This is a genomic window from Pseudoalteromonas sp. NSLLW218 (assembly GCF_015864775.1).
Lineage (GTDB): Bacteria > Pseudomonadota > Gammaproteobacteria > Enterobacterales > Alteromonadaceae > Pseudoalteromonas.
The window spans coordinates 192,019-209,602 of sequence record NZ_JADYWO010000006.1; the positions used below are offsets into that span (position 1 = coordinate 192,019).

Annotated in this window: 16 protein-coding genes; 10 read left to right on the forward strand and 6 right to left on the reverse strand. The window is 40.6% G+C overall.

The window, feature by feature from the left end; all coding sequences use genetic code 11:
- The first annotated feature begins 313 nt into the window (after positions 1-313).
- The 10 genes from rpoD (at position 314) to I6E80_RS11065 (ending at position 12,464) form a co-directional block, all read left to right on the forward strand.
- Complete coding sequence (gene rpoD / locus I6E80_RS11020) at positions 314-2,161, forward strand: RNA polymerase sigma factor RpoD (protein WP_007586533.1); 1,848 nt, start codon at positions 314-316, stop codon at positions 2,159-2,161.
- A gap of 67 nt (positions 2,162-2,228) precedes the next feature.
- Positions 2,229-3,110 carry a 50S ribosomal protein L11 methyltransferase gene (gene prmA, locus I6E80_RS11025; RefSeq protein ID WP_024600157.1) on the forward strand — a complete coding sequence of 294 codons (882 nt, stop codon included), beginning with the start codon at positions 2,229-2,231 and terminating at the stop codon, positions 3,108-3,110.
- A 282-nt stretch (positions 3,111-3,392) separates the two neighbouring features.
- Positions 3,393-4,364 carry a tRNA dihydrouridine synthase DusB gene (gene dusB / locus I6E80_RS11030; protein WP_010553368.1) on the forward strand — a complete coding sequence of 324 codons (972 nt, stop codon included), beginning with the start codon at positions 3,393-3,395 and terminating at the stop codon, positions 4,362-4,364.
- Positions 4,365-4,383: 19 nt separating this feature from the next.
- Positions 4,384-4,674: a DNA-binding transcriptional regulator Fis gene (gene fis, locus I6E80_RS11035; protein ID WP_002957804.1), complete on the forward strand. Its 291-nt coding sequence runs from the start codon at positions 4,384-4,386 to the stop codon at positions 4,672-4,674.
- 191 nt (positions 4,675-4,865) lie between these two features.
- The gene (purH, locus tag I6E80_RS11040) at positions 4,866-6,452 is read left to right on the forward strand and encodes a bifunctional phosphoribosylaminoimidazolecarboxamide formyltransferase/IMP cyclohydrolase (RefSeq protein WP_076925017.1); all 1,587 of its coding nucleotides are present in this window, start codon (positions 4,866-4,868) and stop codon (positions 6,450-6,452) included.
- A 106-nt stretch (positions 6,453-6,558) separates the two neighbouring features.
- On the forward strand, positions 6,559-7,380 hold the full coding sequence (locus I6E80_RS11045) for a class I SAM-dependent methyltransferase (protein ID WP_197185553.1): 822 nt from the start codon (positions 6,559-6,561) through the stop codon (positions 7,378-7,380).
- 15 nt (positions 7,381-7,395) lie between these two features.
- Positions 7,396-8,679, forward strand: a complete 1,284-nt coding sequence (purD, locus tag I6E80_RS11050) for a phosphoribosylamine--glycine ligase (protein WP_170072328.1) — start codon at positions 7,396-7,398, stop codon at positions 8,677-8,679.
- Positions 8,680-8,791: 112 nt separating this feature from the next.
- Entirely contained in the window at positions 8,792-11,332 is a 2,541-nt protein-coding gene (locus I6E80_RS11055; protein ID WP_170072326.1) for an EAL domain-containing protein, read from the forward strand.
- Between the two features lie 22 nt (positions 11,333-11,354).
- Positions 11,355-12,164, forward strand: coding sequence for a DUF2797 domain-containing protein (locus I6E80_RS11060; protein ID WP_197185554.1), 810 nt, complete (start codon positions 11,355-11,357; stop codon positions 12,162-12,164).
- 6 nt (positions 12,165-12,170) lie between these two features.
- Positions 12,171-12,464, forward strand: coding sequence for a hypothetical protein (locus tag I6E80_RS11065; protein ID WP_197185555.1), 294 nt, complete (start codon positions 12,171-12,173; stop codon positions 12,462-12,464).
- Between the two features lie 13 nt (positions 12,465-12,477).
- On the opposite strand, the gene I6E80_RS11070 is transcribed toward I6E80_RS11065, so the two are convergent.
- From I6E80_RS11070 to I6E80_RS11095, 6 genes are all read right to left on the reverse strand, one after another.
- Complete coding sequence (locus I6E80_RS11070) at positions 12,478-13,395, reverse strand: histone deacetylase family protein (RefSeq protein WP_197185556.1); 918 nt, start codon at positions 13,393-13,395, stop codon at positions 12,478-12,480.
- A gap of 103 nt (positions 13,396-13,498) precedes the next feature.
- The gene (locus I6E80_RS11075; RefSeq protein WP_197185557.1) at positions 13,499-15,040 is read right to left on the reverse strand and encodes a serine hydrolase; all 1,542 of its coding nucleotides are present in this window, start codon (positions 15,038-15,040) and stop codon (positions 13,499-13,501) included.
- Between the two features lie 7 nt (positions 15,041-15,047).
- Positions 15,048-15,551 (reverse strand): gamma-glutamylcyclotransferase family protein, encoded by a 504-nt coding sequence (locus I6E80_RS11080; RefSeq protein WP_121953767.1) that lies wholly within the window; start codon positions 15,549-15,551, stop codon positions 15,048-15,050.
- A 26-nt stretch (positions 15,552-15,577) separates the two neighbouring features.
- The gene (locus I6E80_RS11085; protein ID WP_197185558.1) at positions 15,578-16,204 is read right to left on the reverse strand and encodes a LysE family translocator; all 627 of its coding nucleotides are present in this window, start codon (positions 16,202-16,204) and stop codon (positions 15,578-15,580) included.
- An 11-nt stretch (positions 16,205-16,215) separates the two neighbouring features.
- Complete coding sequence (locus I6E80_RS11090; RefSeq protein WP_170072317.1) at positions 16,216-16,989, reverse strand: hypothetical protein; 774 nt, start codon at positions 16,987-16,989, stop codon at positions 16,216-16,218.
- Between the two features lie 35 nt (positions 16,990-17,024).
- The gene (locus I6E80_RS11095) at positions 17,025-17,510 is read right to left on the reverse strand and encodes a CreA family protein (RefSeq protein WP_076925008.1); all 486 of its coding nucleotides are present in this window, start codon (positions 17,508-17,510) and stop codon (positions 17,025-17,027) included.
- Positions 17,511-17,584: the final 74 nt, after the last annotated feature.

A 17,584-nucleotide genomic window follows, 5' to 3' on the forward strand; every position in this document is an offset into this window, starting at 1 on the left:
TATTCCACATAAATAGGCGATAACGCAGCATAAATGCCAAACACGCGCTGCCCTTTGGGTTCGACCCAAGGGAGGTTTACTCGTTGTTGCTCGGTTTTTACTTAGCCCACTAGGTTACAAACCTCGCGCCGCGATTAAACCACCCTTGGATAGAATAAACTTTAATCCTGAAAGACCAACAGACCCTAGTCAAAATTGATTTAAACTGTTATACTGTGCTATTCACTGCGTCACATTATTCTAGTTGGCTTTAATGCAAACTACATGATGGCGCCTGTTGTATCAACTTATCAGAGTGGAAGAAAAAATCTCTATGGATCCAACTCCTCAGTCACAATTAAAACTTCTGATTCAAAAAGGTAAAGAGCAAGGCTACTTAACTTTTGCAGAAGTAAATGATCACCTTCCACAAGACATTATAGACTCAGATCAAGTAGAAGATATCATAAGCATGATTAATGATATGGGTATTAAGGTTAGCGAAAATGCGCCTGATGCTGATGAATTAATGATGCAAGAAACAACGACAGACGAAGACGCAGCTGAAGCTGCCGCTGCAGCCCTTGCGACTGTAGAAAAAGAAATCGGCCGTACAACGGATCCGGTTCGCATGTACATGCGTGAAATGGGTACTGTTGAACTTCTTACACGTGAAGGCGAAATTGTAATCGCTAAACGTATCGAAGAAGGCATTAACCAAGTACAGATTTCTGTTGCAGAGTACCCTGAAGCAATCACTTACCTGCTAGAGCAGTGGGATAAGTTTGAAGCTGAAGAAATGCGTTTAAGCGATATCATCGTTGGATTTATCGATCCTAATGAAGATACAGCGCCAATTTCAGCAACTAACATCGGTTCAGAATTAAGTGCTAAGCAACTTGATGACGATAAAGATGACAAAGATGATGCTGATAGCGATGACGAAGATGAAGAAGAAGTAGACACAGGGCCAGATCCTGAAGAAGCGCGCATTCATTTTGAAAATTTACGTGATTTATACAATAAAGCACGTGATACGTTTGAAGCTAAAGGTCGTTCGCATCCTGAATCACAAGCCGCCATTTTTGAAATTGGTGAGCTTTTCAGAACCTTTAAATTAATACCTAAACAGTTTGACCGCATGGTAAATAACATGCGTGAAATGATGGATCGTGTTCGCGTTCAAGAACGTCTAATCATGAAACAAGCTGTACAAATTGCTAAATTACCGAAGAAAACATTCGTTAAGCATTTTGCTAACAACGAAACTGACGCTTCATGGGTAGATTTAGAAATTTCAGGTAACGAAAAGTATTCAGCTAAACTTGAAGAAGTTAAGCCAGAAATCATTCGTAGCATTAATAAATTATCTGTTATTGAACAAACAACAGGTTTAAGCATTGAGCGTATTAAAGACATTAACCGTCGAATGAGCATTGGTGAAGCGAAAGCACGCCGTGCGAAAAAAGAAATGGTTGAAGCTAACTTACGTCTTGTAATCTCAATTGCTAAAAAATACACAAACCGTGGCTTACAATTCTTGGATTTAATTCAAGAAGGTAACATTGGTCTGATGAAAGCGGTTGATAAATTTGAATATCGCCGTGGTTATAAGTTCTCTACTTATGCTACATGGTGGATACGTCAAGCAATCACTCGCTCTATTGCTGACCAAGCAAGAACAATCCGTATTCCAGTACATATGATTGAAACGATTAATAAACTTAACCGTATTTCTCGTCAAATGTTACAAGAAATGGGTCGTGAGCCAAATCCAGAAGAATTAGCAGAACGCATGATGATGCCTGAGGATAAAATCCGTAAGGTACTTAAGATTGCTAAAGAGCCAATTTCAATGGAAACACCAATCGGTGATGATGAAGATTCTCACTTAGGTGACTTTATCGAAGATACAACTATTGATTCGCCAATTGATTCGGCAACAATGGAGTCTCTTCGTGGCGCAACTAACGATGTACTTGCAGGCCTAACAGCCCGAGAAGCTAAAGTACTGCGTATGCGTTTTGGTATTGATATGAATACCGACCACACCTTAGAAGAAGTAGGTAAACAGTTTGACGTAACACGTGAACGTATTCGTCAAATAGAAGCGAAAGCGCTGCGTAAATTACGCCACCCTTCTCGCTCAGATTTACTGAAAAGCTTTTTAGACGCTAAATAATTTAGCGCTACTGTATAAACTAAAAAGGCCGCTATAGCGGCCTTTTTTCTATTTGAAGGAAATAATCATGGCTTGGATCCAAATTCGTATTAACGCCAATGCTGCAACAGCAGATGCAGTAAGTGACCTATTAATGGAAGCGGGTAGTGCTTCAGTAACCTTTATTGACGCAAAAGACACCCCTATTTACGAACCCAAAATTGGCACCGTTGTATTCTGGGCTGATACAACAGTAATTGGCTTGTTTGAAGCTAATCACGATATGAATGCAGTTGTTGCGTTATTGAAACGCCATGATGAGCTAAAAGACAATTTAGTATACAAAATAGAGCAACTTGAGGATAAGGACTGGGAACGTGAATGGATGGATAACTTCCACCCGATTCAATTTGGTGAAAGACTATGGATTTGCCCAAGCTGGCGCGATATTCCAGACCCTACTGCGGTAAATGTACTACTTGACCCTGGCCTTGCTTTTGGCACCGGCACACATGCAACAACGGCCTTATGTCTTAAGTGGTTAGAAAGCCAAGACCTAACAGGTAAAACGGTTGTTGATTTTGGTTGTGGCTCAGGCATTTTAGGTATCGCAGCTATAAAACTAGGCGCTGAGCGCATGATTGGGATTGATATTGACCCTCAAGCACTCGAAGCAAGCTTAGATAACGCTAACCGAAATGGTGTTGCAGACAAACTTGAAGTGTACCTGCCAGAAAACCAACCTGAATTTACTGCCGATATAGTAGTTGCTAATATTTTAGCCCAGCCACTTCGCGAATTGCACAGTGTAATTTTAGGCTTATTAAAGCCAGGTGGTAAAATTGCCATGTCGGGCATTTTAGAAGAGCAAGCGCAATCAGTTGCTGACATTTATGCACCGTTTATTGAACTAGATGACATTGCCGTTGAAGGTGATTGGACTCGAGTTAGTGGCACTAAAAAAGCGTAATAAACTGCACAATCAAATTTAGAGCATTAACTCAAAACATCTACGTAAAGCCTGTATTTAACAGGCTTTACTATTTTTTTACATATCAAAATATTTTCTGATTATTGTATAAAAAATAAAGACTGTACGAATTTCAAACAAATAAACCCAATTGTCATATGGTTATCAAATGTCAATACGAAAAGGGCAAAAAAAAGTTACTTTTGTTCAATTTATAGCCTTTGATTTTTGCTAAAAAAACCGTAAACTTAGCGCCCCTTGAAAAGAGGCCTATTGAATATAGTGCGTATCGGTAAATACCAACTTGAGAATAATGTAATTGTCGCGCCAATGGCTGGCATTACAGACAGACCATTTAGACAACTTTGCCGTCGTTTAGGCGCAGGGCTAGCTGTTTCTGAAATGCTATCGTCTAATCCTAAGGTTTGGAAAACGGAAAAGTCGATGAATCGTATGGATCACAGCGGTGAATCGGGTATACGCGCGGTGCAAATTGCAGGAGCAGATCCTGAGCTTATGGCGCAGGCCGCACAATTCAATGTTGCTAACGGTGCACAGATCATAGATATCAATATGGGGTGCCCAGCAAAAAAAGTGAACAAGAAACTCGCAGGCTCTGCCTTATTACAGTTTCCTGAACTTGTGGAAGAGATTATTGATGCAGTCGTTAATGCTGTTGATATACCTGTGACACTTAAAATCCGTACAGGATGGGATCCGGATAACCGTAATGGTGTAGAGATTGCGAGAATAGCTGAACGTTATGGCATTGCATCACTTGCTGTACATGGGCGTACGCGCGCATGTATGTACAAAGGTGATGCTGAGTACGCCACGATTAGGGATATAAAACGTTCAGTGTCGATTCCTGTTGTTGCCAATGGTGATATTACATCACCAGAAAAAGCAAAACAGGTTTTAGACTATACGGGTGCAGATGCCATTATGATTGGCCGAGCCGCCCAAGGTCGCCCTTGGATATTTAGGGAGATAGACCACTATTTGCGAACTGGGGAACATTTACAGCCGCCTGCTATTGCAGAGGTGCGCAGTATTTTAATGGAGCATTTAACAAACCTCCATCTGTTTTACGGTGAGCCAATGGGAGCGCGAATTGCTCGCAAACATGTATCTTGGTATTTGCAAACCCATGACAGTGATGGTCAGTTTAGGCGAGTATTTAATGCGCTCGACAACCCACAGGCACAGGTCGTCGCATTAGAGCAATACTTTAAAACACTAGCAGCTAACTAAGAAAGAAAGAGACTTAATAATGTTCGAACAAAACGTGACTTCTCCATTTATCACTAACCCTCATGTTCAGTCACACGAGAAACCGCAGCCATTGCGTGATGCAGTAAAAAAAGCTGTTCACCACTATTTAAAGCAGCTTAACGGTCAAGATGTGCAAGACGTTTACGACCTTGTTCTTTCAGAGCTAGAAGCGCCATTACTTGAAGAAGTGATGACATATACACGTGGTAACCAAACTCGTGCAGCTATTTTACTAGGTATCAACCGTGGTACTTTACGTAAAAAGCTTAAAAAATACGGCATGAACTAATATGCTGGCTGTGATTTACCACAGCTAATTATTAAAAAAGCACCCTAGGGTGCTTTTTTTATGCCCGTAATTTAATAGCCGAGTTGCAAAATGCTCACCCTCATTAACGCTTTATAAGTCGTTTTTTGAGTTGTAATCAGTTAAAATGCCCGCTTCTAAGCTAGCTCATTAACTGAGGAAATCAAACTACAATGGATACTCATCGTCCCATTCGTCGCGCACTATTAAGTGTGTCTGATAAAACCGGTATTGTTGAATTTGCCCGCGCACTAGAAGCGCAAGACGTTGATATATTATCAACTGGCGGCACATGTAAACTACTTGCTGATAATGGCATAAAAGTGACTGAAGTATCAGATCACACAGGCCACCCTGAAATCATGGATGGTCGTGTAAAAACACTTCACCCAAAAATTCACGGCGGCATATTAGCCCGTCGCGGACAAGATGAAAGCGTAATGGCAGATAACAACATTTCTGCTATCGACATAGTTGTAGTTAACTTATACCCCTTTGCGAATACAGTCGCTCAAGAAAACTGCAGCCTTGAAGATGCCATTGAAAATATTGATATTGGCGGCCCTACAATGGTTCGTGCAGCCGCTAAAAACCACAAAGACGTAACAATCGTGGTAAACGCGAGCGATTACGACCGTGTTATTAGCGAAATGCAAAACAACAATGGTTCAACAACGTACAAAACACGTTTTGATTTAGCGATTGCCGCTTACGAGCATACTGCACAATACGATGGCATGATTGCTAACTACTTCGGTAAAATGGTTCCTGATTACACCGAGGAAGCTGCTGTAGAGACTAAATTCCCACGTACTATCAATATGCAGTTCACTAAAAAGCAAGATATGCGCTACGGTGAAAACTCACATCAAGATGCAGCTTTTTATGTTGAAAGTGACATTGCTGAAGCATCAGTTGCAACAGCAACTCAATTGCAAGGTAAGGCCCTTTCGTTTAACAACATTGCAGATACTGATGCAGCACTTGAATGTGTTAAAGAATTTGACGTACCTGCGTGCGTAATTGTAAAGCACGCTAACCCGTGTGGTGTTTCAATTGGGGACAACATCCTCGAAGCATACGAGCGCGCTTTTAAAACAGACCCTACATCAGCATTTGGTGGCATTATTGCCTTTAACCGAGAGCTAGATGCAGCAACTGCACAAGCAATTGTTGACCGTCAGTTTGTTGAAGTAATTATTGCACCTAGTATTTCGGGCGACGCTGCAAAAATTGTTGAAGCTAAAAAGAACGTTCGTTTATTAGAATGTGGACAGTGGACAGGTAAAGCCGCTGGCCAAGATATTAAACGCGTTAATGGCGGTATTTTAGTTCAAGACCGCGATTTAGGCATGGTAACGCAAGGCGACTTAAAAGTTGTTTCTAAACGTCAACCTACAGAGCAAGAACTTAAAGATTTACTATTTTGCTGGAAAGTAGCTAAGTTTGTTAAATCAAACGCGATTGTTTATGCCCGTGACGGTATGACCATTGGTGTAGGCGCAGGCCAAATGAGCCGCGTATACTCAGCTAAAATTGCAGGCATAAAAGCAGCAGATGAAAACCTTGAAGTTAAAGGTTCAGTTATGGCGTCTGATGCGTTCTTCCCATTCCGTGATGGAATTGACGCTGCAGCAGCCGCTGGCATTACTGCGGTAATTCAGCCTGGTGGCTCAATGCGTGATGAAGAAGTGATTGCAGCTGCTGATGAAGCTGGCATGGCAATGGTGCTTACTGGTATGCGCCATTTCCGCCACTAATCACACAAAGGGTTAAACGTTGGTTTAACCCTTTTTGTTTGCTATAAATTCACGTATTCTGATTATTCAATAACCTATTTAAAATTATAATGTGAAGGAACAAACAATGAAATTTGCGCTAAAATCGCTACTTGTAGCCACACTAACGATGACATCGACTATGGCGCTTAGCCATAACTACGAATCGAGCCTAGAGCATGCACTTCAATCAAGCGAACGTAGCGCTAAAAACAGCGTTCGTGACGAATATCGTCACCCGGCTCAAACACTGGCATTTTTTGGCTTTAAACCAACTATGACAGTTGTTGAAATTGCGCCAGGCGGTGGTTGGTATAGTGAAATTTTAGCGCCAGCACTAAAAGAGCAAGGCACTTATTATGCCGCGCATTTTCCTGCTGATTCATCAGTTGGCTACTACCAACGCTCTCTTGCAGGCTTTGAACAAAAAGTAGCTGAAGATAAGCGCTTTAGTAGCGTTAAAATTACTGAGTTTGCACCTGTAACACATTTAGATATTGCGCCAGCTGGCAGTGCCGATATGGTTTTAACATTCCGTAATGTGCATAACTGGTACATGGGTAAAGATAAAAGCGGTGCATTAAGTGCATTCCAAGCTTTTTACAAAGCCCTTAAACCAGGTGGTACATTAGGTTTAGTTGAACATCGTTTAGCTGAAGAACGTGCTGACGAAGATCAAAAAACATCAGGTTATATGAAGCAGAGCTACGTAGTAGACCTTGCTAAACAAGCTGGGTTTGAATTAGTGGCAAGCAGTGAAATAAATGCAAATCCAAAAGATACAGCCGATCACCCTAAAGGTGTATGGACGCTACCACCAAGCTTAAGACTCGGCGAACAAGATGCTGACAAATACAAAGCCATTGGTGAAAGCGACCGCATGACGCTGAAATTTAAGAAACCGCTTTAAATAGGAATTTTCGCCATGAATGTTTTAGTCATTGGCAGCGGCGGCCGCGAACACGCACTTGCGTTTAAAGCCGCTCAAAACACCAAAGTAAATACTGTATTTGTAGCCCCTGGTAATGCGGGTACTGCACTTGAACCAAAACTTGAAAACGTAGCAATAAACGTTGACGACTTAGAGGGTTTACTTAGTTTTGCACAGCAAAATAAGGTAGAGCTTACTATTGTAGGTCCAGAAATACCGTTAGTACTGGGTGTTGTTGATAAGTTTCGTGAACATAACATGGCTATTTTTGGCCCAACGGCAGGCGCAGCCCAGCTTGAAGGCTCTAAATCGTTTACTAAAGATTTTTTAGCACGCCACAATATTCCATCAGGCGATTATCAAACGTTTGAACAGATTGACCCAGCCCTTGCTTATTTAAAAGAAAAAGGCGCGCCAATTGTTGTAAAAGCAGATGGTTTAGCTGCAGGTAAAGGCGTAATTGTAGCAATGACGGAAGCCGATGCCGAAGATGCTATTCGCGATATGCTTGCGGGTAATGCTTTTGGCGATGCGGGAAGTCGTGTTGTTATCGAAGAGTTTTTAGACGGTGAAGAAGCGTCTTTCATTGTAATGGTTGATGGCAAAAACGTATTACCATTTGCTACCAGTCAGGACCATAAACGCGCTTACAATGGCGATGCCGGTCCTAATACGGGTGGCATGGGTGCATACTCACCTGCGCCAGTTGTTACTGATGAAATCCACCAGCGCATTATGAACGAAGTGATCACCCCTACGGTAGAAGGCATGGCAAGCGAAGGCCATCCGTACACCGGCTTTTTATACGCAGGTTTGATGATTGACGAAACAGGTACCCCTAAAGTAATTGAGTACAACTGTCGCTTTGGCGACCCTGAGACTCAACCAATGATGCTACGTTTACAATCAGACCTAGTTGAATTGATTGAAGCTGCTAACCGTGTAGAACTTGATAAAACAACGATTAAGTTTGACCCACGCGCAGCCGTTGGTGTTGTACTTGCAGCTAAAGGTTACCCTGGTGATTACCCTAAAGGTGATGCAATTTCGGGGCTACAAGTTGATTATCCTGCGGGTGAAAAAGTGTTTCATGCGGGTACTAAGCAAAGTGGCAATGACGTTGTAACCGCAGGCGGTCGCGTATTATGCGCAACAGCACTTGGTAATACCGTTACGCAAGCGCAGCAGCGCGCCTATGAGCTTGTTAAACAAATTAGCTGGGATGGTATGGAATATCGTACTGATATTGCTTACCGTGCTATTGCACGCGAGCAATAGCTTGTAATACCTATTCATTGGTATAACCAATTAATTTAACTAAAAAAGCGCAGTTTCCCTGCGCTTTTTTAGTGCTACACTAATTAAAAGGTTTTTTAAAAGTACACAAACGTTGGAACTAAGAACTTTACGTTATCATGCAATTGCTGTTGCCATACTGATCTTTATATTTTTTATAATCAGTACATTGGCATCAAACCTTGTCGTGCCTACACGATATACAATTGATAAGACGGCTCCAATGTACCTCGATTACGCCTACTATATTGACGAAACTAAAACTAAAACATTCGATACCATTATTAACCAACCTGAATTACTTACTCATCAACCATTTTCAGATGTTCCATGGAGTTTTAGCCAGCAAAACTATTGGTTGTTTCTTGATTTAGAAAATAAAAGCCTTAATAAGCAAAATGTTGTGGCACATTTTGACAACCCTATGGTCGATCACCTTACGGTTTACCGCCTCGATAAAAACAACAAACTAATTGAAACATACAAACTCGGCGATAAAGAAGAAGCCCTCTCTTTGTTTGAATACAGCGTACCGCATATTCGTTTTTTAGTAGAAAGAAAGTCGTCACAGCGCCTAGTAATGAAAATAGACACAATCGGCATAAGTAAAACACCTGTAAACTTATATCGTGATAAAGAGTTTATTGACTTAGTGCGCTCTCAAACTGGGATCTGGGGTATTTTTGTAGGCGTGCTATTGATGGCTGCGCTTTATAACTTGGTGCTTTATTTTGGCATAAAAGACCGTGTTTATTTAATTTATATTGGCTACATCGTCAGCGCTATTACGCTAATGGGGGCTGTATTAGGTTTTGGTTTTTATATATGGCCTAATCACTGGCAGCTCCTTATAAACGAACAAGTCGTATTTAGTAATTATGGTGTCGCTTTTTTCACCCTTTCTTTTTGCATCATGTTTTTGCGCTACCATAAGGATAAATGCTGGCGCTACAAAATGAGCATCGCCCTACTTTGGCTTATGTTTATTCTTGCAGTATGTAGCTTGTTTATTCCCGAGAACATAGCGGCTCCTATATTTTTTGGTGTGATGGCACTACTTTATATTACCTGTATTATTTTAATATATAACAAGTTACGTAGTGGTTTTAGGTGGGCTAAGTTTTATGTTTTTTCATGGATACCACTAATAATTGGTGCGGTAATTCAACCTATGGAACTTACTGGAGTTTTACCGTATACCTTTACAACTCGCCATGCCTTTTTAGTTGCGATTCTGTGTGAAGTTATTTTAATGGCAATGGCATTAGCAGACCGAGTAAGGTATCAGCGAGAGCGTGCGCTTTATCATGCCACGCACACACAACAAACAAGGTTACTTAATAGCTCTAAGCTAAAACAAGCATTTATGGCACTACAAAGTCAAAACCGCTCAACAACTTTATGCCTAATAAAAATACGTCACTTTAATTCGCTCAATACTATTATTACCTCTTCTCAGGGCTACACACTCATAAAGCATGTAGCCAAAGAGCTTGAGTTAGAACTAAGCCATGAACGCGAATTTACAAACCTCGAAACAGATTTAAACACCAGCCCACGCTTAGCCGATTTGAGTAGTGGCGTATTTGCCTGTATTTCTACTAAAACACAAAACCAAGAAATGCTAGAAACATTATTAACAAAAATAATTAGTAGCCTGCCAAAACAATATGAAATTAAAGGACTAAACCTGCAGCTTAGCTACAGCATAGGTATTAGTAGTGCAGGTAAAAGTAACGATTTTGAATATTGGTTAAAACGTGGTTATTTAGCGCTTAAAAAAGCAAAAAGTAGCGCTAATCAAGTTGGGTCATCGTCAAACACAAATAACCTGATGATGGATGTTGCTTTAGCTGCTAAGTTACAAAAAGCCATCCAAACCAATCAACTAGCGCTTTACTATCAACCTCAAATTAATTTATTCAGTAACCAAGTAAGTGGCGCAGAAGCTTTATTACGTTGGCCCGATCCAACTTACAGCAACTTATCAATTGAAGAATTAATAATACTTGCTGAGCACACAGGTATTATTAACGAGCTAACACTGTGGGTAATAGAGCAAGCCTGTAAAGACATAGTCAAGCTTATAAAAAATGGTTATAACGAGCACACAATTAGCGTAAATTTAAGTGCTAAAAATCTAACTATAAATAACTTAGCCGAAAAAGTAGAAAACATTTTAATTAAATACCAAGTGCCGGCACAGTTACTTAAATTTGAACTTACCGAATCCGCATTCGTAGATAGCCAAGATGCGCTTATAAAGCTAGTTGATGAGTTAACAGCATTAGGCATTAAAGTGGTACTGGATGACTTTGGAACCGGCTACGCGTCACTTAGCTACTTAGTTAATTATCACTTTAGTGAACTTAAAATAGATAAGTCATTTGTTTTTGATTTACCTAATAACCCAACTCACCAAGTTATTGTACAAACAGCCATTGATATGGCGCATAACCTCAATTTATCAATAACAATTGAGGGGGTAGAAACCCAAGAAATTCATCACTTACTCAAAGATATGAACGCTGACTACGCCCAAGGTTATTTATATGCAAAAGCACTGCCTTACACCGACTATTTACACTTCTTAAAAAGCCAATATAGCTTAAAAATGTTAGACTCCTCTTTTTAACATCTTTAGGGGCCAAGTAAAGATGCAAGGCACACTGCGTAAACTAAAATCGAGCTTAACCGAACCAGTACAATATCACTTACCTGTAGGTGAGCACTTAGTAGACTTAAATGCATTTATAGGTAAGGAGCTTACGCTTACCTTTAGTGGCACTATTTTATGTTCTAACTGCGGTAAAAAAACCAAAAAAAGCTATTCTCAAGGTCACTGCTTTGTATGTATGCGCAAGCTTGCTAGTTGCGATATGTGTATTATGAAACCAGAAACCTGCCACTATGACCAAGGTACTTGCCGAGAGCCAGAATGGGGCGAAGCAAACTGCATGATCCCACACTATGTATATCTCGCTAACACCTCTGGGTTAAAAGTAGGTATTACCCGCCACACACAAATACCGACTCGTTGGGTTGATCAAGGCGCGACTCAAGCATTGCCTATTTTTAAAGTGCAAACTCGCCTGCAATCAGGTTTAGTGGAAGTTGCATTGGCTGAATTTATTGCCGACAAAACTAATTGGCGCAATATGTTAAAAGGTCAAAACGAAGCAATTGACTTAAAAGCAGCTGCAGCCGAACTGATCCCACGAATTAGTGAGAAGCTAAATGAGCTAAGTGAATTATTTGGTGCAACAGCAATAGAACAACTTGATGAAGATGTGGTTGATTTAGACTTCCCAGTAACCGAGTATCCTACAAAAATCAGCTCATTTAACTTTGACAAAGACCCTGTAGTAAGTGGTATTTTACAAGGTATTAAAGGCCAATACTTAATTTTTGAAAAAGGCGTTATTAATATTCGTAAATTTACGTCTTATGAAGTAACCGTAGGCTAACGAGCTATGTTAAACAGCTACCCACAGTTATTGGTTATTTATAATGAGCTTGAAATAGCCCATAACCAAAAAGAGCAACAAGAATGCTTACACAGCGTTACGCAAAGTGAGCTAAGCGATGTGCGAGTACTTAATAAGCAAGGTGACTTCCTTAATTTACAAGGCATTGCTTGCCCTAAATTGAATGGCGAGCAGCTAGCACAGCTTGTTACAGCTTATTTATTAAATGAAGGGCAATGCTGCCTTGGTAAAATCAAAACCCTAAGTGCAGCGCAGGCGTTTGATTTACTAGGGTTATAAACTCCCTTCTTATTTAAAGTTCAGTAAGTACTTTTATATGCGCTACAGCACTGCGACCTAAAGCTGATAGCGCATAGCCACCCTCTAAATACGAAATAACCCCTTTGCAACCGCCCTCTTTAGCAACACCACATAGTTGCTCGGTAAGCCAAATGTAGTCATCCTCAACAAACTTTAAGCTTGCCATATCATCTTCTAGGTGAGCATCAAACCCTGCGCTTATAAAAAGTAATTCAGGCTTAAACGCTTTTAATTTTGGTAACCATTGCCCAGTAAATACCTCTTTTAGGTCGTCGCCATTACTGGCAATTGGCAGAGGTGAATTAACTATATGGCTATTATTTTTGACCGCTGTATTAGGATAAAACGGATACTGAAATAACGAACAAAGCAGTACGTTTTCGTCATCAATAAAAATGTCTTGTGTGCCATTACCGTGGTGTACATCAAAGTCAGCAATCGCAATGCGTTTAACCCCTTTGCTTTGGGCGTACTTAACAGCAATGGCTAAGTTATTAAATACACAAAATCCGGATGACGAATCTTTATTAGCATGATGCCCTGGCGGGCGCACAGAACAAAAAGCGGCATCGAGTTTATCAGCAAGTATTTCATCAACAGCTAATAACCCCGCACCTACTGCACGCTCAATCGCTTTAAATGAATCTGGGCATAGCCAAGTATCGCCATCTAAATTAGCAAGCCCTTCGGTTGGTATTGTGGCTTCTACGTGTTTAACTAAGGATTCATCGTGAGCAAGTAAATAATGCTCACGCTCGGCTTTCGGCGCTTGAAGGTGGATTAAGCCAACATCTACACCGCTGGCTAATAATCTGTCGGTAATTGCATCTAAGCGCTCTGGACACTCAGGATGCTCGTCTATCATTTTATGCTTACGGCAATGAGGATGAGAAATAACAGCGGTACGCATAAAAAGTCCCTTACAAGGTGTAAAAACTTAATATAACAAAGCCACCGACGGGTGGCTTTGCGACTTTGGTTTATATCAACATTTAAAATATCAAAGCTATTAGCTACTTTGCTTTTAAATGCAGGTTTCTAAAATCAAAGCTAAAGTCGGTAACCGCTGTTGATACTGCACGCATTTTAGCGCTATTTACACGGTTTTGTGAGCTCATTTCAAAACGAATAAACGCATCCGCTTCAAGTAGCTTTTCATCCCACTTAACAATAAATGTATTACCAGTGTAATGCTCAAGTGTGCCTTTTAAGCGCTTGGTATGCGTAAAATCAATATGCAATTTACTATCAAGTTGCTCAATAATCACATCGCCATACCAATCATCATGTAATGTACCGGTGTAATTAATGTTTGGTAATTGCGGTTGGTAGTCAGCCGGTGCTTCTGGTTTTGCATTAGCGTACGCGCGTTGTTTGCCTTCAAAATGACTTTTAGCTAAATCCTCTACCCAGTCTTTATCTTCAAGCTCAAGCGCATCTTCAAGAACTTCATGGGTTACCGCCGAAAGCGCACCAAAAGCTTGTTGATTAGATAAAATTACAATACCAAGCTTTTTCTCAGGCAATAAAGTAACTTGCGATACCATTCCTAAAATACCACCACCGTGACCTAGCTTTTTAAAGCCGTGATAGTCTTCAATGCTCCAACCTAACCCATAACCTCTAAATTGCTGATGATACGATTCAAACGCGCTTTTAGACGCCATAGACGTAATATGTGGGTGCCACATTTGCGCTTGTTGCTTTTCGCTAAATAGCTGCTTGCCGTTTGGCATTTTACCGCCTGCTAATTGCGTACGAAGCCACTGGCTCATGTCGCTTACACTTGAAGCAATTGCACCTGCACCTCTAAAATCTTCTAGGTAGTTCACAAAAAATGGATGAAGCGTGCCATCCATAGGAATATGACCGGTTGCCCAGTTTTTATTACTTTTTGGAATACGCGAAAATCCCGCACGCGAGTTGTCCATGTGTAGCGGCTGCAATATGTTTTTTTCGATATAATCGTTCCAGCTGATACCCGACACACGTGCAACCACCTCACCAGCGGTAAAAAACATCAAGTTGTTATAAGCATACTTACTACGAAAACTGCTCGCTGGTTTTAAATACTGTAATCCCGCTAAAATTTCATCAACTGACTTATCGGTACTTGGCCAAATCATTAAATCGCCCTGCCCAAGCCCTAGCCCACTGCGGTGGCTTAATAAATCACGAATACGCATTTCGCGTGTTACGTATGAGTCGTATAATCTAAATTCTGGTAAATGATCAATGACGCGGTCATCCCAGCTTAATTTACCTTCATCAACCAACTTTGCCAGTGCCGCAGTAGTGAATGCTTTGGTGTTTGAAGCAATACCAAATAAAGTGTCTTTGTTTACTTTTTTGTTGGTATCGAGATTAGTTACACCAAAGCCTTTAGCAAATATCACTTTATCGTTTTCAACAATGGCGACTGCCATACCGGGTACGTCAAAACGTGCCATTGAGGCTTTAATAACATCGTCAATTTTGTTGGTATCAACTTGTGCCCAGCTACTAAACGTAGTGCCCGCTAATAGTGCAATTGCGGCAAGTTTGGTTAATTTCATATCAATCCTATTTTATTATTTTTTGATGAACTGCAAATTCAATTGCTGCGCGCTCTTGATTGGTATCGCTTTTTTGTGCGCGATTTAATATCGCATCACTGTATTCTTTTGGTACGCCCGCTTCAAGTGATCCGCGATGAACGTGTTTTATGTACCAATCGTATGGTAGTACGTCGCTGTCGTGGGTATTAGCTATATAACAATGTGCAGTTACAGTCTCACCCGTTAAAAGCGTTGGGGCTATATCTACGCAGTCGTAACCTACGCCCTCAATACTATCTAAAATAACTTTTTCATCTTCATTAAGCTCATAAATAACGCCGTAAACCAGCGCGTCTTCTTTATCGCTTGGGCAAATACTGCACTTGCCTGAGCCATCTTTAAATAGCATATCAAAAGTTAGCTCATAACCTTTAAGTACCGCTGTTCCTACACGCTTTACATTCGGTAAGCGCGCTAGCAAACGATTAGATGACATATTAGAGCCAAACGAAAAATTATATAACGGCATTTTATCTCCTACACTTTTTAAATAAGTTAAATAACAACACGTACTGCAAGGGCAATTAAAATAACGCCAATTCCACGGTCAAACCAATAACCGCGTTGTTGGAAAAAACCCCTTACATTATTTCTAGAAAGTATCATTGAAAGCATTGAAAACCACGCCCACGTAGCCAATGCCATGTATACGCCGTAGCCTACCTGTATACTAGTAGGTGTTGTTGGGCTAATCACGAGTGTAAATAACGACATAAAAAATAACGTGGCTTTTGGGTTTAATGCATTTGTGAAAAAGCCTCGCCTAAAAGCAAGCCAAACAGGTTCTTCGACTACCGTTTTTATTTCTACATTGTCTTGATTATTTGTTGGTGGTTTTGCCGCTCTAAGCGCCTGCACACCTAAATAAGCTAAATAGGCACCAGCCACATATTTAAGCGCCATAAATAAGCTAGGTGACTGCGTTAAAATAAGCGCAACACCTAAAACACAATAGGCAACGTGTAATAAAATAGCAGCGCCAACACCGGCACTTGTCCAGAGTGCATTGCCCCTTCCTTGTTGCACACTTTGCTTAAGTACTACGGCAAAGTCAGGCCCTGGGCTTGCTACTGCAAAAAAATGAGCAATAACAATCAGTAAAAATTCATCTAAGTATTCCACGCAGATCCTTGCTAGTTTGGCGAATAAGCTAATAACAGCGGGTTAGCCGAGTTATTTACCAATGCTTTAATTTCTTTTTGCGCTTTTTTAAACTGACCACGTAAATGCGGCTTTAAGTGTTTTTTAGACACTTTATCGTTTTTAAAGTAACTAATCAGAGCATGCATAAATACCGTATGTGTTTCACTTAACTTAGCTTCACGGTTAGCGTATGGATTATAACAAGAGCCACAACCGCCTTTAAACTGATACACCGTGTTGCTCATCATCACACCAAACCCTAAAAAACAGGCAAGTGCATCTGCAGCTTGTGGTAAATACTCCCTACCACCTGGCGGTAGCACCCCAACGTGATGAATAAGTATGGTGGCCAATGTACCCGCATAACTTGCCACTAAATCTTGTGGCTGATTAATCTGATTAGGATTAAAAGAGATACTGACCTTATGGCTTGGCGGCACAATTAAATGACTGCCTTTGCCACGTATTTCATCACTAAATTCAAAGTGCGGAAAAACTTGCGGTTGTAACTGCTGCGGTGCAACTAGTTGGATAGGCCATGCGTTCATACCCGCGTAATTAGTAACGCGGGTAAAAACATTACTCGCCATCTCTTCAATGCTCGATACCGAATCGGGGAAAAAAGTGGCCGTTGGCAGTATTATTTGAGTGTGCTTTGTAAAAAATTCAGCATCAAAGTTTTCTACAGCCCAAATAAATGTATCAATAAGCCATTGCTGTTCTTGCTGTTCTAATAATGGCTTTGATTTAAATAAAGCTAACATAGTGTGCTCTTTTAGATTTTAGTTTAGGTACCAGTTTAGTTTTTCTGTGTAAGTGCCCAATCCCACGCTTGAGTATTGTATAGCGGCACTGTTGATAGTGCATGGTGGTGGCTACCACTGGATTCTTTAGTTGAATACGATAAATACAATAAGGTACGGTTTTCAGCATCGTAAATACGGCGCACTTTTAGTGATTTAAATAATATACTTTTAGATGATTTAAATATCACCTCACCTGATTTACTGCGGTCTATTTTTTGTAGTTGCTGCGCTGTAATAGGCCCTGTTTGACGACACGCTATAGACATATCTGACGGGTCAGAAAAGTCCAAATTAGCCTCTATATGACTAATATGACAAGTAACGCCTTCGAGGATTGGATCTTGCTGCGAATTAACTACAACATCTTTAGTTGTAAATAACCCAAGACTTACCGACGCAACATCATCAGAGCAAGCACTTAATGTAACAACAGCACCTGCAAGTAAAACTAAACGTTTAAATTTTTGTGGTAATTTCATACTTATCCTTAATTAATATATAAGTAACTTAGCACCTACGTTACTAAGCGAAGGTTCACCTGTATGTTTTTATA